Origin of the sequence: Corynebacterium sp. ACRPF, from assembly GCF_022347395.1 — a bacterium.
In the GTDB taxonomy this organism is placed as follows: Bacteria; Actinomycetota; Actinomycetes; order Mycobacteriales; family Mycobacteriaceae; genus Corynebacterium; species Corynebacterium tuberculostearicum_D.
This window is the reverse complement of sequence record NZ_JAKRNB010000009.1, coordinates 13,609-36,345: the sequence shown is the minus strand read 5'-3', so window position 1 is coordinate 36,345 and position 22,737 is coordinate 13,609. Positions and strand designations below refer to the sequence as shown.

24 protein-coding genes and 1 pseudogene are annotated in these 22,737 nt (G+C 62.4%); 10 read left to right on the top strand and 15 right to left on the bottom strand.

Going from position 1 to position 22,737, the window contains the following annotated elements; all coding sequences use genetic code 11:
* The first annotated feature begins 410 nt into the window (after positions 1 to 410).
* Positions 411 to 1,454, top strand: coding sequence for an RNase H family protein (locus tag MHX61_RS05590; RefSeq protein ID WP_239193417.1), 1,044 nt, complete (start codon positions 411 to 413; stop codon positions 1,452 to 1,454).
* 139 nt (positions 1,455 to 1,593) lie between these two features.
* Here the strand turns inward: MHX61_RS05590 and galK are convergent, their stop codons facing one another.
* The 6 genes from galK to MHX61_RS05560 all read right to left on the bottom strand — a co-directional run bounded on the left by galK (position 1,594) and on the right by MHX61_RS05560 (position 7,334).
* Positions 1,594 to 2,793, bottom strand: a complete 1,200-nt coding sequence (gene galK / locus MHX61_RS05585) for a galactokinase (protein WP_239193415.1) — start codon at positions 2,791 to 2,793, stop codon at positions 1,594 to 1,596.
* Positions 2,786 to 3,880 carry a galactose-1-phosphate uridylyltransferase gene (galT, locus tag MHX61_RS05580; protein ID WP_239193413.1) on the bottom strand — a complete coding sequence of 365 codons (1,095 nt, stop codon included), beginning with the start codon at positions 3,878 to 3,880 and terminating at the stop codon, positions 2,786 to 2,788. Before galT ends, galK begins: the two co-directional genes overlap by 8 nt.
* The gene (locus MHX61_RS05575) at positions 3,880 to 4,122 is read right to left on the bottom strand and encodes a hypothetical protein (protein ID WP_005322508.1); all 243 of its coding nucleotides are present in this window, start codon (positions 4,120 to 4,122) and stop codon (positions 3,880 to 3,882) included. Before MHX61_RS05575 ends, galT begins: the two co-directional genes overlap by 1 nt.
* 10 nt (positions 4,123 to 4,132) lie before the next feature.
* Positions 4,133 to 5,782 carry a sodium:solute symporter family protein gene (locus MHX61_RS05570; RefSeq protein WP_239193411.1) on the bottom strand — a complete coding sequence of 550 codons (1,650 nt, stop codon included), beginning with the start codon at positions 5,780 to 5,782 and terminating at the stop codon, positions 4,133 to 4,135.
* Between the two features lie 15 nt (positions 5,783 to 5,797).
* On the bottom strand, positions 5,798 to 6,694 hold the full coding sequence (locus MHX61_RS05565; protein WP_239193409.1) for an aldose epimerase: 897 nt from the start codon (positions 6,692 to 6,694) through the stop codon (positions 5,798 to 5,800).
* Between the two features lie 196 nt (positions 6,695 to 6,890).
* The gene (locus MHX61_RS05560) at positions 6,891 to 7,334 is read right to left on the bottom strand and encodes a YdcF family protein (protein ID WP_239193407.1); all 444 of its coding nucleotides are present in this window, start codon (positions 7,332 to 7,334) and stop codon (positions 6,891 to 6,893) included.
* 130 nt (positions 7,335 to 7,464) lie between these two features.
* Here MHX61_RS05560 and MHX61_RS05555 point away from each other — a divergent pair, with 130 nt between their 5' ends.
* Genes MHX61_RS05555 through rbsD form a run of 6 tightly spaced genes read left to right on the top strand, consistent with a single transcriptional unit; the run spans position 7,465 to position 13,132 of the window.
* Positions 7,465 to 8,454, top strand: a complete 990-nt coding sequence (locus MHX61_RS05555) for a LacI family DNA-binding transcriptional regulator (RefSeq protein WP_239193405.1) — start codon at positions 7,465 to 7,467, stop codon at positions 8,452 to 8,454.
* Positions 8,451 to 9,995 carry a sugar ABC transporter ATP-binding protein gene (locus tag MHX61_RS05550; protein WP_239193403.1) on the top strand — a complete coding sequence of 515 codons (1,545 nt, stop codon included), beginning with the start codon at positions 8,451 to 8,453 and terminating at the stop codon, positions 9,993 to 9,995. The genes MHX61_RS05555 and MHX61_RS05550 overlap by 4 nt, the downstream gene beginning before the upstream one ends.
* Entirely contained in the window at positions 9,992 to 10,933 is a 942-nt protein-coding gene (locus tag MHX61_RS05545) for an ABC transporter permease (RefSeq protein WP_150851164.1), read from the top strand. The genes MHX61_RS05550 and MHX61_RS05545 overlap by 4 nt, the downstream gene beginning before the upstream one ends.
* Before the next feature lie 12 nt (positions 10,934 to 10,945).
* Positions 10,946 to 11,860: a substrate-binding domain-containing protein gene (locus tag MHX61_RS05540; protein WP_239193401.1), complete on the top strand. Its 915-nt coding sequence runs from the start codon at positions 10,946 to 10,948 to the stop codon at positions 11,858 to 11,860.
* The gene (locus tag MHX61_RS05535) at positions 11,857 to 12,765 is read left to right on the top strand and encodes a ribokinase (RefSeq protein WP_239193399.1); all 909 of its coding nucleotides are present in this window, start codon (positions 11,857 to 11,859) and stop codon (positions 12,763 to 12,765) included. Before MHX61_RS05540 ends, MHX61_RS05535 begins: the two co-directional genes overlap by 4 nt.
* Entirely contained in the window at positions 12,758 to 13,132 is a 375-nt protein-coding gene (gene rbsD, locus MHX61_RS05530) for a D-ribose pyranase (RefSeq protein ID WP_204610011.1), read from the top strand. The genes MHX61_RS05535 and rbsD overlap by 8 nt, the downstream gene beginning before the upstream one ends.
* On the opposite strand, the gene MHX61_RS05525 is transcribed toward rbsD, so the two are convergent.
* Positions 13,129 to 13,395 (bottom strand): type II toxin-antitoxin system RelE/ParE family toxin, encoded by a 267-nt coding sequence (locus MHX61_RS05525; RefSeq protein ID WP_239193397.1) that lies wholly within the window; start codon positions 13,393 to 13,395, stop codon positions 13,129 to 13,131. The genes rbsD and MHX61_RS05525 overlap by 4 nt on opposite strands.
* A 69-nt stretch (positions 13,396 to 13,464) precedes the next feature.
* Here MHX61_RS05525 and MHX61_RS05520 point away from each other — a divergent pair, with 69 nt between their 5' ends.
* Positions 13,465 to 13,716 carry a type II toxin-antitoxin system Phd/YefM family antitoxin gene (locus MHX61_RS05520; protein WP_239193395.1) on the top strand — a complete coding sequence of 84 codons (252 nt, stop codon included), beginning with the start codon at positions 13,465 to 13,467 and terminating at the stop codon, positions 13,714 to 13,716.
* Here MHX61_RS05520 and MHX61_RS05515 read toward each other — a convergent pair.
* From MHX61_RS05515 to MHX61_RS05505, 3 genes are all read right to left on the bottom strand, one after another.
* Positions 13,713 to 13,994 (bottom strand): type IV toxin-antitoxin system AbiEi family antitoxin domain-containing protein, encoded by a 282-nt coding sequence (locus tag MHX61_RS05515; protein ID WP_239193393.1) that lies wholly within the window; start codon positions 13,992 to 13,994, stop codon positions 13,713 to 13,715. The two genes, MHX61_RS05520 and MHX61_RS05515, sit on opposite strands and share 4 nt — an antisense overlap.
* 258 nt (positions 13,995 to 14,252) lie before the next feature.
* Entirely contained in the window at positions 14,253 to 14,753 is a 501-nt protein-coding gene (gene purE / locus MHX61_RS05510) for a 5-(carboxyamino)imidazole ribonucleotide mutase (protein WP_005322524.1), read from the bottom strand.
* A 24-nt stretch (positions 14,754 to 14,777) separates the two neighbouring features.
* Positions 14,778 to 15,893, bottom strand: a complete 1,116-nt coding sequence (locus MHX61_RS05505; protein ID WP_239193490.1) for a 5-(carboxyamino)imidazole ribonucleotide synthase — start codon at positions 15,891 to 15,893, stop codon at positions 14,778 to 14,780.
* A 79-nt stretch (positions 15,894 to 15,972) separates the two neighbouring features.
* On the opposite strand from MHX61_RS05505, the gene budA reads away from it, so the two are divergent.
* Positions 15,973 to 16,704 carry an acetolactate decarboxylase gene (budA, locus tag MHX61_RS05500; protein ID WP_239193391.1) on the top strand — a complete coding sequence of 244 codons (732 nt, stop codon included), beginning with the start codon at positions 15,973 to 15,975 and terminating at the stop codon, positions 16,702 to 16,704.
* Here budA and MHX61_RS05495 read toward each other — a convergent pair.
* Entirely contained in the window at positions 16,682 to 17,122 is a 441-nt protein-coding gene (locus tag MHX61_RS05495) for a hypothetical protein (protein ID WP_239193389.1), read from the bottom strand. The genes budA and MHX61_RS05495 overlap by 23 nt on opposite strands.
* A 37-nt stretch (positions 17,123 to 17,159) precedes the next feature.
* Positions 17,160 to 18,029, bottom strand: coding sequence for a biotin--[acetyl-CoA-carboxylase] ligase (locus MHX61_RS05490; RefSeq protein WP_239193387.1), 870 nt, complete (start codon positions 18,027 to 18,029; stop codon positions 17,160 to 17,162).
* A gap of 44 nt (positions 18,030 to 18,073) precedes the next feature.
* Between MHX61_RS05490 and MHX61_RS05485 the strand changes: the two genes are divergently transcribed.
* Entirely contained in the window at positions 18,074 to 19,066 is a 993-nt protein-coding gene (locus MHX61_RS05485) for an ABC transporter ATP-binding protein (RefSeq protein ID WP_239193385.1), read from the top strand.
* Between the two features lie 5 nt (positions 19,067 to 19,071).
* Here the strand turns inward: MHX61_RS05485 and MHX61_RS05480 are convergent.
* The 3 genes and pseudogenes from MHX61_RS05480 to MHX61_RS05470 form a co-directional block, all read right to left on the bottom strand.
* Positions 19,072 to 19,538: pseudogene (locus MHX61_RS05480) on the bottom strand (integrase core domain-containing protein).
* Positions 19,538 to 20,782 carry an MFS transporter gene (locus MHX61_RS05475; protein WP_239193383.1) on the bottom strand — a complete coding sequence of 415 codons (1,245 nt, stop codon included), beginning with the start codon at positions 20,780 to 20,782 and terminating at the stop codon, positions 19,538 to 19,540. The pseudogene MHX61_RS05480 and the gene MHX61_RS05475 overlap by 1 nt, the downstream one beginning before the upstream one ends.
* Positions 20,779 to 22,431 (bottom strand): ATP-binding cassette domain-containing protein, encoded by a 1,653-nt coding sequence (locus MHX61_RS05470; RefSeq protein ID WP_239193382.1) that lies wholly within the window; start codon positions 22,429 to 22,431, stop codon positions 20,779 to 20,781. The genes MHX61_RS05475 and MHX61_RS05470 overlap by 4 nt, the downstream gene beginning before the upstream one ends.
* Positions 22,432 to 22,737 lie beyond the last annotated feature (306 nt).

Sequence of the window (22,737 nt, the reverse complement as noted above, 5' to 3'; positions counted from 1 at the left end):
TTTGGCGAATTGTTGTTTATGGCGCATCCATTGCCTCCAGGTGGCCGTGGGAACGGCGACCCAGGGCGCTATCTGGGTGAGCTCACCGCGCTGGAGGGCTAAATGGTGCGGACTTTCGGCTCCGGCGTAACGAAGGTTGATGAAGTGATCTGTAATCATGGGTTCATCTTCGCGGTTGGCGGGGCGGGGCGCGCTTCATGAGGCTCAAGAAGGTGAATTTCCGAGGACCTTGAGTGAGAGGCGGAACGTTAGGTCCAAGGTGATCGGGCCGAATTGAGGGCGTTGAGGCTGAATTGAGGGTGGGTTGTGCTCAGATCAGCTCGATCACATTCGACCTAACGGGAAGTAGTTCAAAGCGGCGGTGTGGGGGATAATCCAGCAGCGCGGTTAACCGTGCTTTACTAGAGATAATGGAACCCATCGAGCTCTCAGAACTAACCGGTACGCAATCGCGCACCTACGGCACCCGCAAGATCACCTCGGACATGGTCTCGGCGCCAATCCATGTTGCGGTCGCGCTCTGGGACGAGCGTTGGGATTCCGCCCCCAATGGCACCATCGAAGGCTGGGTCATCGCGGTCAATACTAAGCAGACGCGTTTTGTGCGCCGCGGCCAAACGAAGAAGGGCGATATCGTCGATATCGCCGTGCGCGAGGTCAAACGCGCACTCAAGGGACTCGACGGACGAGTGTGGATTGTCACTGGTCGCAGGCAGAATGCGTTGCGAGCGGCACTCACGGCCGACGGTTTCACGGTGACGGGAAGCTTTGCGGGAGAAAATAGGGCTTCGAAAAGCGCGAGCTCCGTGCGCAGAAAACAAGCCGGCCTGACCGCTCGCAAGGCGCGCAAGATGGGTGAGGCGCCGAAAAAGAAGCAAGCGGCACAAGTAGAGACGCCGAAAGCGCACTGGTGGCCGAACTTCTCGCGCGCCTCCTCGTGGGCCGAGGGCGACGTGGTGCGCATAGCCACCGATGCTTCCTCGGATACCGTATTCAAGGGGTCGATGTGCTTCGTTGCTGGCAACGGCGACTACCGGTTACGGACTCGAGAAACCAAGGCGAGCACCGATGAGCTCGAACTCGAAGCACTGACGCTCGCGCTGAAATACCTGCTCAAGGTGGGTGCGCGCAAGGCGGTTATTGAGTCCGATTCCGTAGCCGCTGTGGAGGCGGTCGAGCAGATTGTGCATAAGCGCGGCTCTAAAGCATCGCGGCCGGGGCGCACGTGGCGAGGGGTGTCTTCGAGTGCGCGGTCCCGATTCCAGCAAGCTTGGGGCGATATCCAAGGCCAATGCGAGGTTGACATTCGCCGTGTGCTCGGGCATGCGGGAGATCCGCTGAATCGGGCGGCCGACCAAATTGCGTACATGGGGTTGCGCGCGATTGCGCATCCGATGAAGCAGTCTCGCGAGACGCTGCGCGAGGGGATTCAGAAAGCTCTCTCGGCGTTGTGAGCCGAACGCTTTGGGCTTAGGGCTGATCTGATCAGGCCGAATTGAGGGAGCTAGGGCCGATCTGAGGCGGCCCAGCCTTCAGATCAGCCTGATCAGTATAGACCTAACGACAAGAGGCGCGTTGGGAAGGAGGCGGAGCTTAAGCCAAGCGGCGGGCGCCGTCTCCCGGGCGGGCCACCAAGAAGGTGGGCTCTGGGAAGCCGCGGGATGCTGCGGCGTCGTAAATGGCCTGGGCGGTAGACTCGACGTCCGAGCGCGGGATGAGCGCGATGACGGCGCCGCCAAAGCCGCCACCAGTCATGCGGGCGCCGAGTTCGCCTGCTGCTGAGAAGGCGGAGTCGAGTTCCGGAGTGGTGACTTCGTAAAGGTCGCGCAGGGAAATGTGGCTTTCGCGCATGAGGCGGCGGAACTCTGCCGGGTCGGACGAGTTGAGCGCGGTGGCGGCGGCCAGGGTGCGGTCGGTTTCGTCCACCACGTGGCGCACGCGACGGCGGTAGAGTTCAGCCTCCTGGGGGTTGACGGTCGCGGCGAAGGCGACGGCATCTGGGATTTCGCGGATGGAGCGGCCGGCGGCAGCCTGGACGGCGTCGATGATGCCGCGGCGGGAGGCATATTGGCCGTCGGAAAGCGTGTGCGGCGCATTGGTGTCCGCGATGAGCAGCACCATGTCCTGGGCCTCGATATTAAACGGCACGCGCTCGACGGCGCCGGTGGAAAAGTCCAGGAATAGCGCCTTGCCGCGCTGGCCGAACAGGCTGGCATTCTGATCCAAGCCGCCGGTAGAGGCGCCAACCACTTCGTTCTCGGCGCGGATGCACGCCTGGGCCAGCTGCGCGCGGGCGGCATCATCGGGAGCGTTGCCGTGGCAGAGCTCGTAGGCGGCCACGGCCACGGAGCATTCGAGGGCGGCGGAGCTGGACAGGCCAGAGCCGACGGGGACATCAGAGACGATGGCAATATCGAGGCCGGTGCAGGTCAGGACATCCGCCGCAGTGGCGGCCCAGATGGTGCCGACAACGTAGCCGGACCAGTCGGAAGGGTGGCCGGGGCGGACTTCGGAGAGTGGGAGGCTGGCCTGGGCAACGCTGCCGTCGTATTCGGAGGCTATCCGGAGAAGGCCATCGGTGCGGGGCGCGACGGCGACGGCGGTGCTTTGTTCCAGCGCAAAGGGGATGGAGGCGCCGCCGGCGTAATCGATGTGCTCGCCGATGAGGTTGACGCGGCCGGGGGCGGCCCACACGCCGGCCGGCTCGGGCGTGTCCGGAAACGCAGCGGCGAAGAGGTCGCGGGCTGCGGCGGCAAGCTCCGCATCGCTGCGGGTGTCAATCCAGTTAAGCATCCCAGATCTCCTTAAAGCGGGCGGCGATGCGCTCCGGGGTGGTGTCATTGATCCACACGGCCTGCGAGGACTCGGAACCGGCGAGGTACTTCATGCGGCCGGGCGAGCGCATGAGCGAAAAGAGCTGCAGGTGCATGCGGATGCCGGGGCGCAGTGCCTCGTCCACCGGCGCTTGGGTCCAGCCGGCGATATACGGGGTCTTGTCCACGCCATCGAAGAAGCGGTCCACGGCGGAGTACAGCTTCTTGAGGAGGGGCGCGAGGCCGGCGCGTTGGGCGTCGGTAAGCGCGGCGAAATCGGGTACTTCCTCGTTGGGCAGGACCATGGCTTCCAGCGGCCATTTGGCGGCGGCGGGAACGAAGACGGTGAAGTGCTCGGTCTCGGCGATGATGCGGGTGCCGGCGGCGCGCTCGCGATCGAGGAGATCCTGGAAGAGGTCGCCGTCATAGGCGCGGGCGGAATCCACGATGGAACGCAGGCGCGGCGAGAGGAAGGGATAGGAGTAGATCTGGCCGTGCGGATGCTGGAGGGTCACGCCGATTTCCTCGCCGCGGTTTTCAAAGGGGAATACCTGCTGCACGCCGTCGATCTGGGATAGCGCGGCGGTGCGGTGCGCCCAGGCCTCGATGACGGTCCGAATGCGCGATTCCGGCAGGTCCTTGAAGGATAGGGCGGGGTCCTCGGTAAAGCACACCACCTCGCAGCGGGCGTGGGCCGGAAGGCGCGGCACCATGCCGAGCAGGTTGTCTTCCTCGGGATGCTCGATGTCTGCGGTGGTGGCAAAAGACGGGAAGCGGTTTTCAAAGACCACCACGTCATAGCTGGGGCTGGGGATCTCCGTGGGCAGCTGGCCTTCGCGCGTTGGCGCCAGCGGGTTCTCGTTGGCCGGTGGCAAGAAGGTGCGGTTCATGCGGTGGGCGGCAAAGGCCACCCAATCCCCCGTTAGGGGATCCCGGCGCATTTCGGAAGCGGGGGCGACGGTGGGGATGTCGCGGGCGTCGACAAGCACGCGGTCGGGGTGGGGCTGGTCGTCGAAGTAGAGGATCTCGCGGCCGTCGGCAAGCGTGGCAGAGGTAATCTCAACCATTAGTTTTCTCCTGGGATGGTGATGGGCTTCAGGCGTGCCCACAGCACAAAGGCGGCGGCCACGGCCAGCAAAGCAAGGCTTGCCCATAGGTTATCGCTGGCGTTCTTTGCCTGCCCGGTATCCGGGTTGATGCCTGGGTCAAGGAAGAAATAGCAGCCGAGCAAAATCAGGCCGTAGAGGCCGAGGAGTGCGGCGATGACATTGCGCAGGTCGAATGCACCCGCGCGCTTTTTCTCAGACATGTTGGGCTCCTTAGGCGAAGATGACGTTGAGGGCTACGGCCATCACCAGGCAAATGATGCCCAGCGGGACGGTCTGCTGGTACCACGGCAAGGACTTTTCGGTGTAGTCCTCAAAGTGGTCCTTGGGGGTCACGGAAGAGACGAAGCCAACCAGCTCGCTATCCGGCTTGGGCTGGGTGAACAGGGTGACCACAATGGATACCAGGATATCCACCACGAAGGCCACACCGGCCGCGACGAAAGCGGTGCCTTGGCCGGGCAGGTTGATCATGTCCGTGAAGGATGCGACGTACCAGAAGGCAATGGCGGAACCGGTACCGGCTACGAGTCCGGACCAACCGGCGTGCGGGGTCATGCGCTTCCAGAACATGCCCAGAATGAAGGTGGCAAACAGCGGCGCATTGAAGAAGCCAAACAGGGTCTGCAGGTAGTCCATGATATTGCCAAAGTTTTGCGCGAGCAGCGCGGTGAAAATGGCAATAGCGGTGGCGATAATCGTGGCGATGCGGCCGAACTTCAGGTAGTAGTCATCCTCGCGGTCCTTGGCCACGTAGGTCTGCCAGATGTCATAGGAAATGACGGTATTAAAGGCGGAGATATTCGCGGCCATGCCGGCCATGAAGGAAGCGAGCAGGCCGGCGATCGCCACGCCCAGCAGGCCATTGGGCAAAAGGTCGCGCATGAGCAGCAGGATGGCGTCGTTGGGCTCCGCGCGCTCCTCCATCAAATCGGCCACGGAAACGGAGGCGACCATGCCCGGAATGACCACGAGGAAGGGCACGAACATCTTGGGGAAGGCGCCGATAATCGGGGTCTTGCGGGCGGCCGAAATGGAATCGGAGGCCATGGCGCGCTGCACCTCGACGAAGTTGGTGGTCCAGTAACCGAAGGAAAGCACGAAGCCGAGGCCCAGCACGATGCCGATGACGGACCACACTGGGTTCTCAAAACCGGAGATGTCCGTGCCCGGCCACGTGTGGAAGTGCGAATCTTGGGCCACCGCGTCCTTCAGCCCACTCCAACCACCAACACGGTTCAAACCAATGATGGTCAGCGGAGCGAGGGCGGCGATGATGACGAAGAACTGGAGAACCTCGTTATAGATGGCGGCCGAAAGGCCACCCAGGGTGATATAGGACAGCACGATGAGGCCGGCCACGAGGAGCGATACCCACATCTGCCAGCCCAGCAGGGCCTCCACGATGGTGGCCAGCAAGTACAGGTTCACGCCGGCAATAAGCAGCTGGGCCACAGCGAAGGAAATCGCATTGACCAGGTGCGCGGCATTGCCAAAGCGCTTGCGCATGAACTCCGGCACCGAGCGCACCTTGGAGCCGTAGTAGAACGGCATCATCACAATGCCCAAAAAGACCATTGCCGGGATGGCGCCGATCCAGAAGTAGTGCATTGTTTGGAAGCCGTACTCCACGCCATTGGCGGACATACCGATGATTTCCACCGCGCCCAGGTTGGCCGAGACGAAAGCCAGTCCGGTCACCCAGGCGGGCAATCCGCGGCCGGAGAGGAAGAAGTCGATGGAGCTAGACACTCGGGCCTTGGCGGCCCAGCCGATGCCTAGTACGAAGAGGAAGTAGATGGCTACCAAGAAGTAGTCCACCCAGGAGGCATCGAGCCTCAATACGGATTCAGCAGTCTCCATGGCTGACCTTTCTAGTTATTGGTTCTCTGCTGCAAGGCGCAGCGTGAATCTCTGCGGGTTCTGAGCGCTCAGGCGCACGAGGTCTTCCCCGCTGCGCAGCGCATTTGGCGGCGCGCTCATGGGCTCCACGGCCAATGCCTTGCCGGGGCCGCCCGCCCGCGGGAAATCGGCCGGGGTAAACATCTGCACCCAGTTCAGGCCTTCGCCCATCTCCAGGCGCACACCCTTTCCGCCGGCCGAATACACGGCCGTCAGTGGGCCTTCGCCGTGGAAGCAATCGTCCCAGTCCACCTCGGCGATGGGCTGATTAACAATGCGCACCTGCTCCGTCTTTCCCGTAGGCAGGTTGCGGGCGCCTAGCAAGTAGCGCTTGCCGACGTCCACACTGAGCACCGCTTCCTCCGCCTCAGCTCCCTGTGGGGAGAGGTAGAGGTGCAGCCCATAGGCGAAGGGAACCTCGCCGGGCTCCGCGGTGCGTGCGGTCAGCCGGTGATGCAACCCTTGCTCATCGAGGGCGTAGGTAGCCTCTAGCTGAATCGCCCACGGCCAGCCCTGGCGCGGCTCAATATCAAAGGCAAGGGCCGCCCGGTTGTCCGAGCGTTCCTTGATGCGCCACCAATCCACCGCGAATCCATGGATGGCGTTATTGCGCTCCGGCTCTGTGATGCCTAACTGGTGGGCTGTCCCCTGCCATTCAAACCAGCCATCTTCGGTGCGATTTGGCCACGGCGCCAGCACCACTCCGGCCATCAGCGGCGGCTTGCCTTCGTAGCTTTCTACCAAGGGCGCGCCGCGATAGGTCAGCGCTTTGAGTGCACCGCCAAATAGACCAATCTCGGCCGCATAATCGCCGTGGGCAAGTGCGACGCTGGGGTAGTCAGCGTCAGGGCCAGCCGCTCCTCCACTGGTCATAACAAAGACCTTTCTGGCTATAACTTTCGTTGGACTTAGCCTAGGAGTACGGCAAAGCACAGGTCAATCGTTTGCATAACTACCCGCGAATACCTTCTATTTCAGCTGCTCACCGCAGTAGAGTTAACCGCTTGTTAACCTCTTTCGGGGCTGGAGGCATCTATGGGCCGCGGGCCGCCACACCGAGGCAGGAGCGCTATCCCTGCATTCGTCGCCACACTATGCGCGCCGCGGAGTGAGGAGTGGCTAGGACTTCGCGCAGGTAATTGCGCGGCATCAACCGCCACGGGGTGCGCGCGGGATGCAGGCGCACGGCAATGCCGAGGTGCCAGGCCCACAACGCGGTGCGCAGGATATGAAAATCATTGGTCACCACGTGCAATACGGCATCTGGGGCCAAGCGATGGGCATTTTCTAGATTTTCATTGGTACTCGTGGCTTCCGGTTCCACCACTACGCGCTCGGCCGGCACACCGCGTTCGATGAGGTAGGTAGCCATGGGCCCCGCCTCACCACGGCCGGAGACAATAATCTGCTGACCGCTATAGAGCGCCAACGCCTTGTCTAGGCGCGAGCGCAGCATGGCGCCGGGGTAGCCGTGAGTTACGCGGGAGCCCAAAACAAGGAGCGGGTCAGACATGGATACCAGCATAGACTCGCCCACCCTTGACAGAAAGACGGAAATAGCCGTACCTTTAACTCAAATATGCAATCGATTGCACCCAGGAGGGCCAGAAGCCGGCCCACACGCCTAAACCAAGGAGGACAGCATGGCCGGAACCACCCTCAAGGACGTGGCCGCTGCTGCTGGAGTATCCATTTCCACCGCGTCCCGTTCGCTCTCGGGCAACCCAGCCATCTCGGAGCACACGCGCCAACGCGTCAAGGACACGGCCATCAAGCTCAACTATAGGCCCAATGCCCAAGCCCGAGCATTGCGCAGCTCCCGATCTAACGCCATCGGCTTGGTCATCCCCAGCCTAGATAATGCCTACTTCGCCGCAATGGCCGCAGCCATTGAAGAGGCCGCCGATAAGCAGGGACTCGCCACGATGATTACCAGTTGCGGCGAGGATCCGCAGCGGCTAGTCAAGTCCCTCGATGCCCTGATGGAACGCCAGGTAGACGGCATTATCGCGGTACCGCTCGAAGGCGCCGAAGAAGCGCTGGAGCAGGCGCGCGCTTACCGCCCGCTCGTGCTCATTGACCGCACCCTGGGCCAGATTCCAGCAGTGTTATCGGACCCCCACACGGGCATAAAACAAGCCGTGGAACAGCTCAAAGAGAAGGGGCACACGCACATCGGCTACCTTTCCGGGCCGCAGGAAACCTCCACCGGCCGCCAGCGCCTCCAAGCCTTCAAGACCGCCACCCGCGGCATGCCTACCCATATCCACCACGGCAGCTACCGCCACCGCGAGGGCTATAAAGGAGCCCTCGCACTCCTGCAAGAAGGCGTCACCGCGCTCATTGCCGGCGATTCCATGATGACGGCCGGCGCGCTGGAGGCCTGCCATAATGCGGGCAAGCGCATCGGAGAAGAAATCGCGCTCGTCGGCTTCGATGACTTCATCTACCTGCGCTTCCAACCTTCCCCTATCTCGGTGGTGGACCAAGGTGTGGCCAGAATGGGCGAGACCGCCACGGCCAAGCTCATCGCGGCCATCAATGAAAAGCACCAACCGGAAGGCGAGGTGCTAGAAACCCGCTACATCCCGCGCATGTCCACCGCCCACCAACTCGATGGAGCCACGCCATGAGTGACTGCGTTTTGCGCCTGGATAATGTCACCAAATCCTTTGGCCCGGTGGAGGTCATTAAGGGTGTAGACCTCACCGTCCGCCGCGGCCAGGTGCAGGCCTTGCTGGGTGAAAATGGCGCGGGAAAATCCACCCTCATCAAAATGATTGCCGGCGTGCACGAACCAGATTCCGGCCGCATCCTGGTAGATGGCACAGAGGTGAAAATCCCAAATACCAAGGCCTCTGAGGCGCTGGGCATCGCCACCATTCACCAAGAGCTCAACCTTGTGCCCACTATGTCGGTGGCCGAGAACATCATGCTCGGGCGCACCCCACGCCGCTTTGGGTTGGTCAATCGCAAACACCTCAAGGCACAAGCCCAAGCGGCACTGCACCTTATCGGCTTGGACGTGGACCTAGACATGCCGGTGGGTGAGCTGGGTGTGGCCAAGCAACAGCTCGTGGAAATCGCCAAGGCGCTGTCCATGAACGCGCGCATTCTCATCTTGGACGAGCCCACTGCCGCGCTCACCGGCAAGGAGGTTGATGCACTCTTTGCCGTGCTCGAGGAACTCAAGGCCAAGGGCGTGGCCATGGTCTTTATCAGCCACCACCTGGAGGAGCTGGCGCGCATTGCAGAGAGCATCAGCGTGCTGCGCGATGGCTCTTTCATCGCCGAGGTCCCAGCCAATACGGACGAAGACGAGCTGGTGCGCCTCATTGTCGGCCGCGAGATTGAAAACCAGTACCCGCGCGAGGTTCCTCCTGAGCACGGCGAGGCCCTGCTGGAGGTCTCCGAGCTGACTGCCGACGGCGCCTTTCACGACGTCACCTTCACCGTCCATGCCGGCGAAGTCGTCGGCCTTGCCGGGCTCGTGGGAGCCGGCCGCACCGAAATCATTCGCGCCATCGCGGGCGCTGACCCGTACGATTCCGGCACCATCCGCGTCGGCGGCACGCAGCTGCGCGGCGGCGATATTCGTGCCGCCATCCGCGCCGGCGTGGGCCATATCCCCGAAGACCGTAAGTCCCAAGCGCTAGTTCTCGATGCCTCCGTGGGCGATAACCTCGGATTCGCCACCCTCTACCCCACCGCTAAGGTGGGGCTGGCCGACCGCAGCGGTCAACGCCGCCGCGCCGGTGACGTAGCGGAGAAGCTGCGCATTCGCATGGCCGATCTCTCCCAGCCCATCCGGAACCTATCCGGCGGCAACCAACAAAAGGCGGTCTTTGGCCGCTGGGTACTGGCCGGTTCCAAAGTCCTCCTCCTCGATGAGCCCACCCGCGGCGTCGACGTCGGCGCCAAGGTGGAGATTTATAACATCATCAATGAGGTCACCGCTGCCGGCGGCGCTGTGCTCATGGCCTCCTCCGATCTGCCTGAGGTGCTCGGCATGTCCGACCGCATCCTCGTCATGTCCGGCGGCCAACTCGCCGGCCAGCTACCCAAGGACTCCACCCAAGACGAGGTCATGGCCTTTGCCGTATCCAATGTGACCTCTTCTACCTCTGCCTCTGCTGCCGCGCCCGCCGGCACTAACCCCAAGGATGAAGCATGACCAAGAATCGAGTAGTTAACTGGGCGATGAATAATGGCGCGCTCGTCGGCCTCATTGCCCTGTGCATCGCGCTGTTTATCGCTACGCCGTACTTCCTCACCGTGGCGAACCTGCTCAATATCGGCATCCAAGCCGCCACGGTGGCCATCTTGGCCTTCGGCATGACCTTTGTCATCGTCACCGCAGGCATCGACCTCTCAGTGGGCTCGGTCGCCGCGCTCGGCGCCATGGTCTCTGCCTACATGTTCTCCACCGCGGGACTGCCTGGCTGGCTCACCCTGCTCCTCGGCCTGATCGTCGGCGCGCTGGCCGGCGCCATCTGCGGCATGGCCACCGCGTGGGGCAAGATCCCCTCCTTCATCGCGACACTGGCCATGATGTCCATCGCCCGCGGCCTCACCCTGGTCATTTCCCAGGGCTCGCCGATTGAAACCGCCCCGTCCGTCAACGCCTTTGGCGGCGATATCGCCGGCTTCCCCGTGCCCATCATCATGATGGTCATCGCCGGGCTCATCTGTTGGTTCATCTTGGAGCGCACGGTGCTCGGCCGTTCCATGTACGCCATCGGCGGCAACCTGGAGGCCGCCCGCCTCTCGGGCCTGCCGGTCAAGCGCATCCAGATCGCCGTCTTTGCACTCTCCGGTTTCTTTGCCGCCTGGGCCGGCATGGTCATGGCCGGCCGCCTCGAATCCGCACAGCCGCAGGCCGGCACCGGCTATGAGCTCGATGCCATCGCGGCCGTCGTCATCGGCGGCGCCTCGCTCTCCGGTGGCCAAGGCAAGGCCACCGGCACCCTGGTCGGCGCGATTCTCTTGGCCGTCATCCGCAATGGTTTGAACCTGCTCAACGTCTCCTCCTTCTGGCAGCAGATCGTCATCGGCCTGGTCATCGCGCTGGCCGTCGGCTTCGACGTCATCCGCAATAAGACGGCCAACTAAGGAGCACCCGCCATGAAAAAGCTCATCGCCACCCTCCTCGTACCGGCCCTCGCGTTAGGCCTTGCCTCCTGCAACCGCTCGGAAGAAGACCGCAACCGCATTACGCTAGCGCTCTCCACGCAAACCAACCCCTTCTTCGTCGAACTGCGCCACGGCGCACAAGATAAGGCCAAGGAGCTCGGCGTTCCGCTAGATATCCAAGACGCTTCCGATGACCCCGCCCAGCAGGTCAATCAGTTGGGCAATGCCACCTCCATGGGCGCCAAGGTCGTCGTGGTCAACCCCACTGATTCCGATGCCGTTGCCTCGGCCGTGCGCGGCATCAAAAATGACGGCGTGCCCGTTATCGGCGTGGATCGCGATGTCAACGGCGTAGAGCTGGATTCCATGGTGGCCTCCGATAACATCGCCGGCGGCGCGCAGGCAGCGGATAAGCTTGCCGAAGCCATCGGGGAAAAGGGCGATATCCTCATCCTGCAGGGCACCGCTGGTACCTCCGCCTCGCGCGAGCGCGGCAAGGGCTTTGAAGAGCAGATTGCGAAGTACGGGGACATTCGGGTCGTCGGCAAGCAATCGGCGAATTTCGACCGCACGGAAGGACTCAACGTCGCCACCAACTTGCTGCAGGCCAACCCGGATATCAAGGCCATCTTTGCAGAGAACGATGAAATGGCGCTCGGCGCGGTCGAAGCTTTGGGCTCGCGCGCCGGATCTGAGGTCAAGGTGGTGGCATTTGATGGCACCTTCGATGGCCTCAAGGCGGTCAAAGATGGCAAGCTGGAAGCTACCATCGCCCAGCAGCCCGCAGAGCTCGGTGCCCGCGCCATCGAACAAGCCGCAGCGCTCCTGCACGGTGGCGCGGCGGAGAAGAACGTCCCCGTCGAGGTCATCACCGTCACCCGCGACAATGTGGAGGATTTCCAATGAGCAAGCTAACCGTCGTCGGTTCCATCAATGCCGATCTCATCGTGCACGCCGAGCGCCACCCACAGCCCGGCGAGACCCTGCTGGGCTCTGGCGGCGACATCTTGGCCGGGGGCAAGGGCGCTAACCAGGCAGTCGCGGCCGCGCAGCTCGGCGCCACCGTGGCCTTCGTGGGCGCGGTCGGCTCCGATCCCTATGCCGAGCCCGCCATGCACTACATGCGCACCTCCGGCATCGATCTGGGCACCGTGGAGCAGGCCGATACTAACACCGGCCTGGCCGTCATTACCGTCTCGGCCGATGGCGAGAACACCATCGTCATCTCCCCCGGTGCCAACGCGCTTGTCGACGCCCCCTTTGTCTCCTCCCGCGCCTCCACCATCGCCGATGCCGACGTGGTCCTCCTCCAGGGTGAAATCCCTGCTTCCGGTTTCCAGGCCGCGGTCGAGGCGGCCCAGGGCCGAGTGGTGGTCAACCTCGCGCCCGTGGTCGAGGTCGACCGCGACTCGCTCCTGCAAGCCAATCCTTTGCTGGCCAATGAACACGAAGCAGGGCTCATCCTGGACCAGCTCGGACTACCTGCGGAGGGCGCCCCGCGCGAGCTCGCCCACCGCTTGGTAGAGGCCGGTTTCCGCTCCGTCGTGCTCACCCTTGGCGCCCACGGCGCCTACGTGGCTACCCCGGAAGGCGGCACGGATATCCCCACCCCGCGCGTGACCGCCGTGGATACCACCGGCGCCGGCGATGCCTTCGCGGGTGCCTTCTGCGCCCAGCTGCTCACCGGTGCCTCGCTTGTCGATGCCGCCACCTTCGCCGCCCGCGTCGGCGCCTTCGCCGCCACCGGCAACGGCGCACAGCCTTCCTACCCCACCACCGAATCCGCCCTGCCGGAGGTCACCGATGCGTAAATCCGGCCTGCTCAATCCCGCGCTCACCAGCGCTGTCGCGCGCTTGGGCCACACCGATACCTTCGTTATCGCCGATTGCGGCCTGCCCATCCCCCGCGAAGTGCCTGTCATCGACCTCACGCTAACCTTTGGCATCCCCACCTTTGCCGATACCCTGGCGGCCCTCCTCGATGAGGTCGTGGTCGAAGCCGCCACCATCGCCGATACCACCCCGCCTGAGGTGCGCTCCCTGCTTCCCGCAGTACCGCTTACCGAGGTCTCCCACGACGACCTCAAGCGCGAGGTCGCCCGCGCCTCCTTTGTCGTGCGCACCGGTTCCACCACGCCGTTTGCCAATGTCATCCTGCGCTCCGGCGTGCCCTTCTAGCGCTTATAGACGTTTCCGCGTGCCCCTACGGTAAACACTTCCACCAGCACTTCTTGCTCCTCAACGGAGTACAGCACTCGGTAATTTCCCACCCTTATTCTTCGGCCACTCCTGCCGGACAAAGCGATAGATCCCGGTGGATATGGGTCTTGGGCCAGTCCACCGATCGCGCGCTTAATCCGTTGATATTGCTTTCGGTTTCCCTGATGGATTTGTTGTAACTCTCGCTTGGCCTGCCGCGTAAACGCGATGTTGTAGTCCATGACCTCTTAAAAAGTTGTACTCTTTGCTAACTTGGTACTAGTAGTACTTTGATGTTTTGGGAGCTTTCATTGTCTTTGCCACTTTCCGAACTCCGCACCCGCTTAGGCCAGGTCATTGACCAAGCCCACTACGCAGGAACCCGCACCGTTGTCACCCGCAACGGTAAGGAAGCCGCAATTATCATTTCGCCTCAAGAACTAGCTTTCCTTGACCGCCTCGAAGCCGCCGCAGATGCTGAAGCCCTCCGCCAAGCCCGCGCAGCCGATACCGGCGAACGCTTCTCTTTTGAGCAGGTCACGGAAGAAATTGAAGGGCGCTAGCCGTAAATTGCCTCGGCTTCAAACCACTGCGAACCACTCACGACATGCCTGTAGGCAAATTTCAGAGGAAAGGTCATCTCCTTCTTGGAGTACAGCTGCACCGCAGAGCTGCCTGAAAGCATGATTCCAGGCCACCGCTTGTGCAGGATGCGAGCTACCTCCATGGGAGTCGGTTCCCGCCACGTATAAATCCCGCGGCCGATTCGGATTATCTTTCCATTCGCTACATGAGTATTAAGCTCTCCCCTGCTTAGGCCTGAAACCAGTACTTCTTCCATGCTTCCCCCTTTGAGCATTATTCCCCTGCCCGAAAGCTTAAAGCACGCTTCCTCACGCCGCAGGCTACAACGATGCAAAGCAAGCACGTTTTATCCTTTTCCTCCGCAAATTTTGCCCGATCGTGCTTGTTTTGCATGTTGGCGAAGAGCGACGAGAACTTCGCTAGAGAATAGGAGACAAAAACAAGCACGTTCTGCCGAAAAACTACGTAGTTTTGGCTAAAACGTGCTTGTTTTGTTTGGCCTTAGACCGGAGAGCTACTCTCCTAGCAGCTTGTCGCGCAGGTTCTTATCCTTCTGCTCGACTTCCTCGGCCATCTGCTTTTGGTAGTCCACCATCTTGTCTTGGATGGCGGGGTCGCCAGCGCCGAGGATGCGGGCGGCGAGCAGGCCGGCGTTCTTCGCACCGCCGATGGAGACGGTGGCTACCGGCACGCCGCTAGGCATCTGCACGATGGACAGGAGGGAATCAAGGCCATCGAGATCCTTCAGTGCGCGGGGGATACCGATGACCGGCAGCGGCGTAGCCGCGGCGACCATGCCGGGAAGGTGCGCGGCACCGCCGGCGCAAGCGATAATCGCCTTCAACCCGCGGGTATGGGCTTCCTTGGCATAGGCCAGCATCTTTTCCGGGGTGCGGTGGGCGCTGACCACGCCGACCTCGAAGGGGATGCCGAAGTCCGCGAGGACCTGAGCGGCGGGTTCAACGGTGGGCCAATCGGAATCGGAGCCCATGATGATGCCTACGTGCGGTTGCATAGTGTCCTTTCTACAGGCAGGAATTTAAGCCCATTCGGCGTGCACGAGGAAGTGCGCGGCCTGGCGGGCAATGGAAAGGGTTTCCTCGGTGGAGTCGCCGGTGACGTTGACGTGGCCAATCTTGCGGCCAGGGCGGTGGTCCTTGCCGTAAAGGTGAATCTTGGCCTGCGGGTAGCGCTGCATGACCTCGCGGACGCGCCCCGGCATAGGCATGGCGGGATCTTCGTCGGCGCCCAAGACATTGGCCATCACGGTAACGGGTGCAAGCGCGTCGACTGCGCCCAAGGGGAGGTCGAGCACGGCGCGCAGGTGCTGCTCAAATTGAGAGGTCACGCAGCCATCCTGGGTCCAGTGGCCGGTGTTATGCGGGCGCATAGCCAGTTCGTTGACGGAGATATCCTCGCCTTCGGGGCCGTCGAAGGCAAAGAGCTCGACGGCCAGCACGCCGGTCACGCCGAGGGACTCGGCGATGGTCAGACCCAACTCGGAAGCGCGCTGGGAAAGTTCCGGTGTAAGGCCGGGGGCGGGGGCAATGGCCTCGGCGCAGATGCCGTTTTCCTGGCGGGACTGGGTAATCGGCCACACCTTGGCCTCGCCGGAAGGACGGCGGGCGACCAAGATGGAAAGCTCGCGGGTAAGTTCCACCTTTTCCTCTGCCATCAGCGGGGTTCCGGCCTCAAGCAGCTCGGAGACCAGCTCAAAGCAATTATCGGCGGTGGGGAACCATACGCCCTTGCCGTCATAACCACCGCGGCGGGCCTTGAGGCACACGCGGCCATCGACGGCGTCGAAAAAGGCGCGGGCATCGGCCACCGAGTCGATGGCGGCAAAGCGCGGCACGGGAGCGCCCAGCGCGGCGAGCTTTTCGCGCATCTTGAGCTTGTCCTGCGCATAGATGAGGGCGGTGGGCTGGGGCTGGACGTTAAATCCGGCGTCGATAAGCGCGGCGGAGTGCTCGTTGGGCACATGCTCATGCTCGAAGGTAATGGCATCCGCGCCATCTGCTACGCCGCGCAGCTCCTCCAAGGAGGTGTAATCCCCCAGCACCACGTCCGGGGTGACCTGCGCGGCGGAGGAATCCGGCTTGCTAGCCAGAATCCGCAGGTGAACATCGAGTTCCGCGGCGGCCGGCTGCATCATGCGAGCCAGCTGGCCGTCGCCACAAACAGTTACAATAGGCTTTAAGTCACTCACGTCCCCCAATACTAGCCTGGATACTATGTTCACTCGTCATACCATCTTCCAAAATTCCCTCATGACCGCTTTGCTGGACGGCATTTATGACGGCGAAATGACCATTTCGGAACTGCTTGGTAAGGGCAATTTTGGCCTCGGCACCTTTGATGGCCTCGACGGAGAGATGATCATTTTGGACGGCACCTGCTACCAGCTGCGCGGCGATGGCTCCGCGCAGATTGCAGACCTAGACCAGCGCACCCCCTACGCGGTGGCCACGAACTTTGTCCCGCGCATTACTGCCGACGCCCCCGCGAGCCTGCGCCGCGATCAGCTCTCCGCGTTCATCGATAAACTCGAGCCTTCCGCCAACTATATGTACGCGGTGCGCATCGTGGGCACGTTCAAGGAGGTGACCACCCGCACGGTGGTCAAACAAGAAAAGCCCTACCCGCCAATGTCCGAGGCCGTTGGCGGCGATAAGGAGCTGCATTTTAAGGACGTCGAGGGCGTTATCGGCGGCTTCCGCACCCCCGTCTACGAAAAGGGAATCTCGGTACCGGGCTGCCACGTGCACTTTATCGACGCCGCCCGCACCTCCGGTGGCCACGTGCTGGACTACGTAGTGGATAAGGCAAAGGTTGAGCTCTGCCCCGCCTCCGATCTAGAGCTGCGCCTGCCGCTGACGCAAGAATTCAGCCGGGCCAACCTCTCTCCCGAGGATCTGGATAGCCAGCTGCACACCACCGAGGTTAAAACCAAGGGCGATCATTAATAATCTCAGCCACGCGCTTGGGCCTGGCCACGTTGGGAAAATACATGGCTCGGTCCCAGCCGTGAATCGCTAGGGATACCCCGCCCCGGCGCTTGCGGGCGCCGCGGATATCCTGCAGCGGAATCGAATCAATATTACGACCCTCGCGCGCGATGACGCGTCTATTAGTCACGATGAAGCGCTTCCGGCGGGCCTTATAAAGAGGAATGAGAAAGCGCCAGATTCCCAGCAGCGCCCACACCACAACGAGGCCATTGCGCAGCATCGGATCTACTGCTTGGACATCGCACCAGCCAATGGCAATCCACAGCAGGCCGGTGATGAGGATGAGCTCGAGGAAGGGGAAAATCAGCGCGCGAAACGGCGCGGAGACATCCGCGCGCTTGACCTCACCTTGGCCCATCTTCATTAGTCCCATAGCTATGGATGCTACCTCGCGTGTCTACTGTGGTGGTTTACTGCTGTGGGCGCAGGTGCGTGACATCACCCGCGGAGTAGTACTCACCGGCGACCATGATGCGGCCGTCCTCGCCAATTTCATCGACGTGGCCGGTGACATCGCCGGACGGGGTTTCTAGGCGCACCTCCTGGCCGAGCGAGGAGCAGACCGCACGGTAGTCACGCAAGAGCTGCGGATCTTGGTTCTCCCACTGCACGATGCGACGGCGCAGGTTCTTCAGCACGGTAATGGCCAGCTCGGTGCGGTCGGTATCGCGGCCTTCGAGTGCGAGCGAGGTGGCCTTTTCAATAGGTAGGTCCTCACGCGTCAGGGTGACGTTGATGCCCATGCCCACGACGACGCGCGCGGATGGCGCGGCACCGCCCACGGCTTTATTGAGCTCCGCCTTGTTGACTTCAGCTTTATTAACCTCCGCCTTGTTGACCTCGGCCTTGCCTACCTCCACCTTGGTGAGCTCGGTCTTTGGCGCGGCCTTGAAGGCTTGGCCCACGGGACCGGCCTCGGCGAGGATGCCGCACAGCTTATTGCCGTCGATATGCACATCATTCGGCCACTTCAGCACGGTGCCCTCAATGGAATCGGTCACCGCGAGGCCCGCTGCCAGAGGTAGGGTGCCGAGGCGATCGAGAGATTCCGGCAGCAAGAGCACGGAGAGAATAACCTGGGAGCCGGCCGGTGCGGTCCACGAGCGGCCGAGGCGGCCCTTGCCGGAAAGTTGTTCGTCGGCAAGCAGCACAGTGCCATCCGCAACATTGTTGGCCTGCATCAAATCGGTATTAGTGGAGCCGGTCTTTTCCACGAAATCGATGGTGGTGAAATCGTCTGCCAGCGCGGTACGGATGCGTTCCAAATCAAGTGCAGTCATAAGCTTTAAGGATACCGGCCACCGATGGTGCTAGTGTGTTGCGCATGGCAAAGGTCACTTTTGAAAAGGTCAACATCACCTACCCCGGCGCGAGCGCTCCCACGGTTAAGGACTTGGATCTCGATATCGCGGACGGCGAGTTTTTGGTCCTCGTTGGCCCTTCAGGTTGCGGCAAGTCCACGACGCTGCGTGCGCTGGCGGGGCTGGAACCTACCTCCAGCGGCCGCATCACTATTGATGGCAAGGACGTGACCAACCTGGAACCAGGCGATCGCGATATCGCCATGGTCTTCCAGAATTATGCGCTTTACCCGCACCTGACAGTTGAAGAAAATATGGGCTTTGCTTTGAAGCTGGCGAAGTTGCCCAAGACCGAAATCAAGGCCAAGGTGCACGAAGCCGCGGAAACACTCGGACTGACCGAGTATCTCAAGCGCAAGCCCAAGGATCTATCCGGCGGCCAACGCCAGCGCGTGGCCATGGGCCGTGCCATCGTGCGCGAACCGAAGGCCTTCCTCATGGATGAGCCGCTCTCCAACTTGGATGCCAAGCTGCGCGTGCAGACCCGCGCCGAGCTGGCCAGCCTGCAGCAGCGCCTGGGTACGACGACGGTTTACGTTACCCATGACCAAGTTGAGGCTATGACCATGGGTGACCGCGTGGCAGTGCTCAAGGACGGCGAGCTGCAGCAAGTTGCCCCGCCACGCGAGCTTTATGATGCCCCCGCAAACGAATTCGTCGCCGGCTTCATCGGTTCGCCGGCGATGAACATCTTTGACTACAACGGTTCCCGCGTGGGCGTGCGCCCGGAAAAAATGTTTATCAATAAAGGTCCGGTAGGCTTCCAGGGCGTGGTGGACATTGTGGAAGAGCTGGGCGCAGAGTCTTATGTCTATGTCACCGTGGGCGAGAATAGGTTGGTCGCCCGCGCCGAAGGTACCCCACCGCAGCGCGGTGAAGAGGTGGTACTGACCTTCAACCCACGCGAGGCGCACCGCTTCGATCCAGAAACGGGCCGTCGCATCGCCCAGGACTAGCTGAACTAACCGGAGCCGTAAGTCAAACGTGAAAACGGCGGCTGGTCTCCACACGCAGTGTGGGGACGATGCCGGTTGTAGTAATGCAGCCAGGCGTCGAGCTCACCGCGGCGTTCGGCTTCGGAAGTATACCGGTGGGCGTTGAATCACTCGCCAACCCCACCAGGACCGCGGTGGCGGTGATTGCGGTTTCGCCATCGTGAATCTCGGCGTAGACGCGGCAGAAGTAGTCGTCGATGACGACGTGGACGTAGACCGTGCCTATCCACGGGTCGTAGGGCTTGCTCCGGGGTGGTCATGCTCGTAGCGCGGCCGACGCGAGTCAGCCGGTTGAAATGGCAGGACGAGAGGATACGGTCGGCCATGAGACCTGGAAGCGGGCAGCGACCTCGCTAATCGGCCATCCGTCGTCGACGAGGAGTTGGGCGACCTCCGGGCGGTGGCGAGGTGTGAGGATGGCGTTGGCATGCATTAATCCTCTCCTGCCTCGACGAGCGTCTTCTGCGGCATCTTGAGTTGTCCCAGGGATGCAAGGAGTGCTCCCGTGGCCAGTGGCACTAGGCCGGCGGCGATAAACAGAGTTCTGATGTCGATGTGGCGGCTGAGGAGTCCGGTGAGAGCGATGGACAGAGGCATGAAGGCGATGGATATAAAGAAGTCGAGGCTGGCGACCCGGCCGAGCATCTCCAAGGGGACTTGTTCTTGGAGTACTGCTCCCCAGATGACCATTCCGATCCCGATCAGCGCCCCGTAGAACGCGAGGCCTGCGCCGATGGCCCACGAATTGCTGGTGAGCGCCGGGATGGACAGGGGCAGGCATCCGATCACCCAGGCACCGACCATGGCCGGCAGGAAGCGTTCCGGTGTGCGCCACGACCCAGCTAGCAGAGAACCCACCACCCCGCCCGCGCCGAGGGCAGCCAGGACGGTGCCGTAGAGTGCAGGTCCGTTTTCATGCGATGAGCGCATGAGGGCAGGTAGGAGGACTTCGAGTGGTCCAGTCACTACCAGTCCCATTACGGCCGCGAACAGGACACTGGAGCGGACCCAACGGGTGCGGGAAACGTAGCGGAAGCCGTCGAGCAGGTCGGTGATCAGTGAGTCTTCCGCACCGTCGGCCTCGGACTCGGCGCGGGTGGGGGCGGGAAGCTGCAGAGCCGCAAGCAGGGCAAGTCCGAGTGCTGCTGCGATGAGGTATCCGCCAGCGGCGGGCATGCTGGCACCGATGACCGCTCCGACGGCGGCGGGCGCAATTGCCTGTCCGACCAACGGGCGGGCGGCGCCTTCGAGGCCGTTGACGGCCATTAAGTCGTCGCCGTCCACCAGGACTGGCACCAGCGCCGTGTAGGCGGGGAAGAAGAATGCGGTTGAAGTGCCAATGATGAACGCGGAGACCGCGAGCATCCAGAAGGTGACAATGTCGAGGATTGCTGCCGTGGACGTCGCGGTCGCGATGGTGAGGTTCAGGGTGAGCACGCTCACGATGACGGACTTATTGGGGAACCGGTCTGCGATTACGCCAGCTGGGAGGGATCCTGCAAGCAGGCCAATGCCGCTCCAGACTACGACACCCGACAGGGCGGCTGGCGTGGCGCCCAGGTCGAGGGTCTGCATGGCAAGGTAGAGGGCCCAGGCACCCTGGGCGAAGATGGTCAGCACCATCGCTGCGAACAGCTGACGGTACGTGGGGATGGTCAAGGGGTGAAGCGGGTTCATGGCATGTCCTTCAGGTCAAGGTTCAGGTAGGGCCAGTCGGCCAGGTCGTGGAGCATCTGCCGGTCATGCGTGGCAACGATCACCGCGCAGGAGGTCTGCAGCAGCTCGGTGGTGATGTCATCAACGAGGATCGAGGACAGATGATTGGTGGGCTCGTCCAGGAGCAGCAGGTCTGGATCCTGGGCCAGACACATGGCCAGGTGGAGACGGCGTTGCTGTCCTTGCGACAAGCGCCCCACCGGCGTGCCGGTTGCGGAGGCTTCGAGCAGCCCGAGCGAGCCGAGGGACGGCGCCTGAGCTCGACGGCCTAGCTTCGCCAGGTAGGCCTCATAGACCTCGTGTGCGGGGCTGGAGCGGTCCCAGTCGGGGACCTCTTGGGACAGCAGAGCGATGCGCGCTCTCGGATTAACTCGCACATGTCCCGTGGTGGGGGCCAGCCGCCCTGCGAGAAGTGCCAACAGCGTGGATTTTCCCGCGCCGTTCGGTCCGGTGACCACCAACCGGTCACCGCCGTTCACGTCGACCGAAACCGGAGCGTCCAATCGGTCCTTCACAGTAACCTGGGTGGCGTTCATGATGCTCTGTCCGGCACGGGTTGCCGAGGCGGGCCACGCAAGACGCAGTGGCGGCGCCGGGACGCCGATTTCATGACTTTTCAGGTCTTCGATACGTCGGTTGAAGGCTTGGACCACTCCAGCAGCGCGTGTGGCGCGTTGGTGCTTGCCTGTGCCCTTTTCAGGTCTCCATCCACCCTGGGACAGGCGGGAGCGCGCCTCGGCTGAAGCGCGTGTCAGTTCCTCGTGTCGGGCAACCTGGGCGGCGTGATCCTGTTCCCACTTGAGGCGTTCTCGTCGGCGGCCTTCAATCCAGCCTTTGTAGCCGCCCGAGTAGGTTCGCGGGACACCATCTCGGGTCGGGTCGAGATCCAGGAAGGTCGTCGCCACATCATGCAACAGCGCACGGTCGTGACTGACCAGAGCCAGGCCACCAGGGTGGTCACGCAGTTGCTCGGTTAGAAAAGACAGTCCTTCAGCATCCAGGTGGTTGGTGGGCTCATCCAACAGGAGCAGGTCGGGGGTCGATCCAAGTGCGACGGCGAGCCGGACCCGGTAACGTTGTCCGACCGACAAGGTCGACAGGATGCGAGCGCGGTCGCTGCAGGCGTCGAGGCCTGCCAGTGCGATGTCCACCCGCCTTTCTGCGTCCCAGGCGTCCAGTAGCGTGGCGGTCTCGAGCGCTGCGGAATAGGCATCGGCCGCGTCGTCACCCGCGGCGAGTGCAGCGCTCGCGACGTCAAGGGCCTCGAGCGCAGACCTAGAGGGAGCAGTCGCTTCGGCGATGAGGTCGCCGACGGTGCGGTTACCCTCGGCAGACATGTCCTGCTTAACCAAGACGCGGGAACCCATCTGGGTCACTACTCCCGAGTCAGGGGTCAGGAGCCCGGCCAAAATGTGAAGCAAGGTGGTCTTGCCACGACCGTTGTCCCCGACGATCGCCAGACGTGAGCCGGCGGAGACGGTGACGTCCAGCCCGTTCAGGAGGTGCCTGTCCCCCAAGGTGATGTGGATTGATTCAGCGCGGATGTGTGCGGCGAGCCCTTGGGGCGTTCCACTCCACACACATGACCGCAAGGTTGGTGTGTTTGGCATTGCATACTCTCAGCTCGTCATGGAGCCGGGCAGCACAAGATGGCCGCCCGGCAGATGGCCAAGACGGCAGACGAAAGATCAGAAGGGGTCCCGCCGCCGTCAGCGGGCGGAACGCAGCTTCATGGAAGCGATGCCTGAGTACATGCGGCAGAGTCTACCCAGCGGGGCGGATCTCGGCAAACCAATTAATATCTAAGGTCAATACAACTAGCACCCACGATTCCCCACGGAGGAGACTTAGCCACGAAGGCAGCTAGGCCGTCGTAGAACAGGTACACGGCCGCGCCAGCCGCATCCCCCTTACTA

What these genes read in the sequence shown, in the direction of transcription:
- MHX61_RS05590 (WP_239193417.1), top strand. Translation starts at nt 411, where the DNA reads ATGGAACCCATCGAGCTCTCAGAACTAACCGGTACGCAATCGCGCACC.
- galK (WP_239193415.1), bottom strand. Translation starts at nt 2,793, where the DNA reads ATGCTTAACTGGATTGACACCCGCAGCGATGCGGAGCTTGCCGCCGCA.
- galT (WP_239193413.1), bottom strand. Translation starts at nt 3,880, where the DNA reads ATGGTTGAGATTACCTCTGCCACGCTTGCCGACGGCCGCGAGATCCTC.
- MHX61_RS05575 (WP_005322508.1), bottom strand. Translation starts at nt 4,122, where the DNA reads ATGTCTGAGAAAAAGCGCGCGGGTGCATTCGACCTGCGCAATGTCATC.
- MHX61_RS05570 (WP_239193411.1), bottom strand. Translation starts at nt 5,782, where the DNA reads ATGGAGACTGCTGAATCCGTATTGAGGCTCGATGCCTCCTGGGTGGAC.
- MHX61_RS05565 (WP_239193409.1), bottom strand. Translation starts at nt 6,694, where the DNA reads ATGACCAGTGGAGGAGCGGCTGGCCCTGACGCTGACTACCCCAGCGTC.
- MHX61_RS05560 (WP_239193407.1), bottom strand. Translation starts at nt 7,334, where the DNA reads ATGTCTGACCCGCTCCTTGTTTTGGGCTCCCGCGTAACTCACGGCTAC.
- MHX61_RS05555 (WP_239193405.1), top strand. Translation starts at nt 7,465, where the DNA reads ATGGCCGGAACCACCCTCAAGGACGTGGCCGCTGCTGCTGGAGTATCC.
- MHX61_RS05550 (WP_239193403.1), top strand. Translation starts at nt 8,451, where the DNA reads ATGAGTGACTGCGTTTTGCGCCTGGATAATGTCACCAAATCCTTTGGC.
- MHX61_RS05545 (WP_150851164.1), top strand. Translation starts at nt 9,992, where the DNA reads ATGACCAAGAATCGAGTAGTTAACTGGGCGATGAATAATGGCGCGCTC.
- MHX61_RS05540 (WP_239193401.1), top strand. Translation starts at nt 10,946, where the DNA reads ATGAAAAAGCTCATCGCCACCCTCCTCGTACCGGCCCTCGCGTTAGGC.
- MHX61_RS05535 (WP_239193399.1), top strand. Translation starts at nt 11,857, where the DNA reads ATGAGCAAGCTAACCGTCGTCGGTTCCATCAATGCCGATCTCATCGTG.
- rbsD (WP_204610011.1), top strand. Translation starts at nt 12,758, where the DNA reads ATGCGTAAATCCGGCCTGCTCAATCCCGCGCTCACCAGCGCTGTCGCG.
- MHX61_RS05525 (WP_239193397.1), bottom strand. Translation starts at nt 13,395, where the DNA reads ATGGACTACAACATCGCGTTTACGCGGCAGGCCAAGCGAGAGTTACAA.
- MHX61_RS05515 (WP_239193393.1), bottom strand. Translation starts at nt 13,994, where the DNA reads ATGGAAGAAGTACTGGTTTCAGGCCTAAGCAGGGGAGAGCTTAATACT.
- purE (WP_005322524.1), bottom strand. Translation starts at nt 14,753, where the DNA reads ATGCAACCGCACGTAGGCATCATCATGGGCTCCGATTCCGATTGGCCC.
- MHX61_RS05505 (WP_239193490.1), bottom strand. Translation starts at nt 15,893, where the DNA reads ATGATGCAGCCGGCCGCCGCGGAACTCGATGTTCACCTGCGGATTCTG.
- budA (WP_239193391.1), top strand. Translation starts at nt 15,973, where the DNA reads ATGTTCACTCGTCATACCATCTTCCAAAATTCCCTCATGACCGCTTTG.
- MHX61_RS05495 (WP_239193389.1), bottom strand. Translation starts at nt 17,122, where the DNA reads ATGGGACTAATGAAGATGGGCCAAGGTGAGGTCAAGCGCGCGGATGTC.
- MHX61_RS05490 (WP_239193387.1), bottom strand. Translation starts at nt 18,029, where the DNA reads ATGACTGCACTTGATTTGGAACGCATCCGTACCGCGCTGGCAGACGAT.
- MHX61_RS05485 (WP_239193385.1), top strand. Translation starts at nt 18,074, where the DNA reads ATGGCAAAGGTCACTTTTGAAAAGGTCAACATCACCTACCCCGGCGCG.
- MHX61_RS05475 (WP_239193383.1), bottom strand. Translation starts at nt 20,782, where the DNA reads ATGAACCCGCTTCACCCCTTGACCATCCCCACGTACCGTCAGCTGTTC.
- MHX61_RS05470 (WP_239193382.1), bottom strand. Translation starts at nt 22,431, where the DNA reads ATGCCAAACACACCAACCTTGCGGTCATGTGTGTGGAGTGGAACGCCC.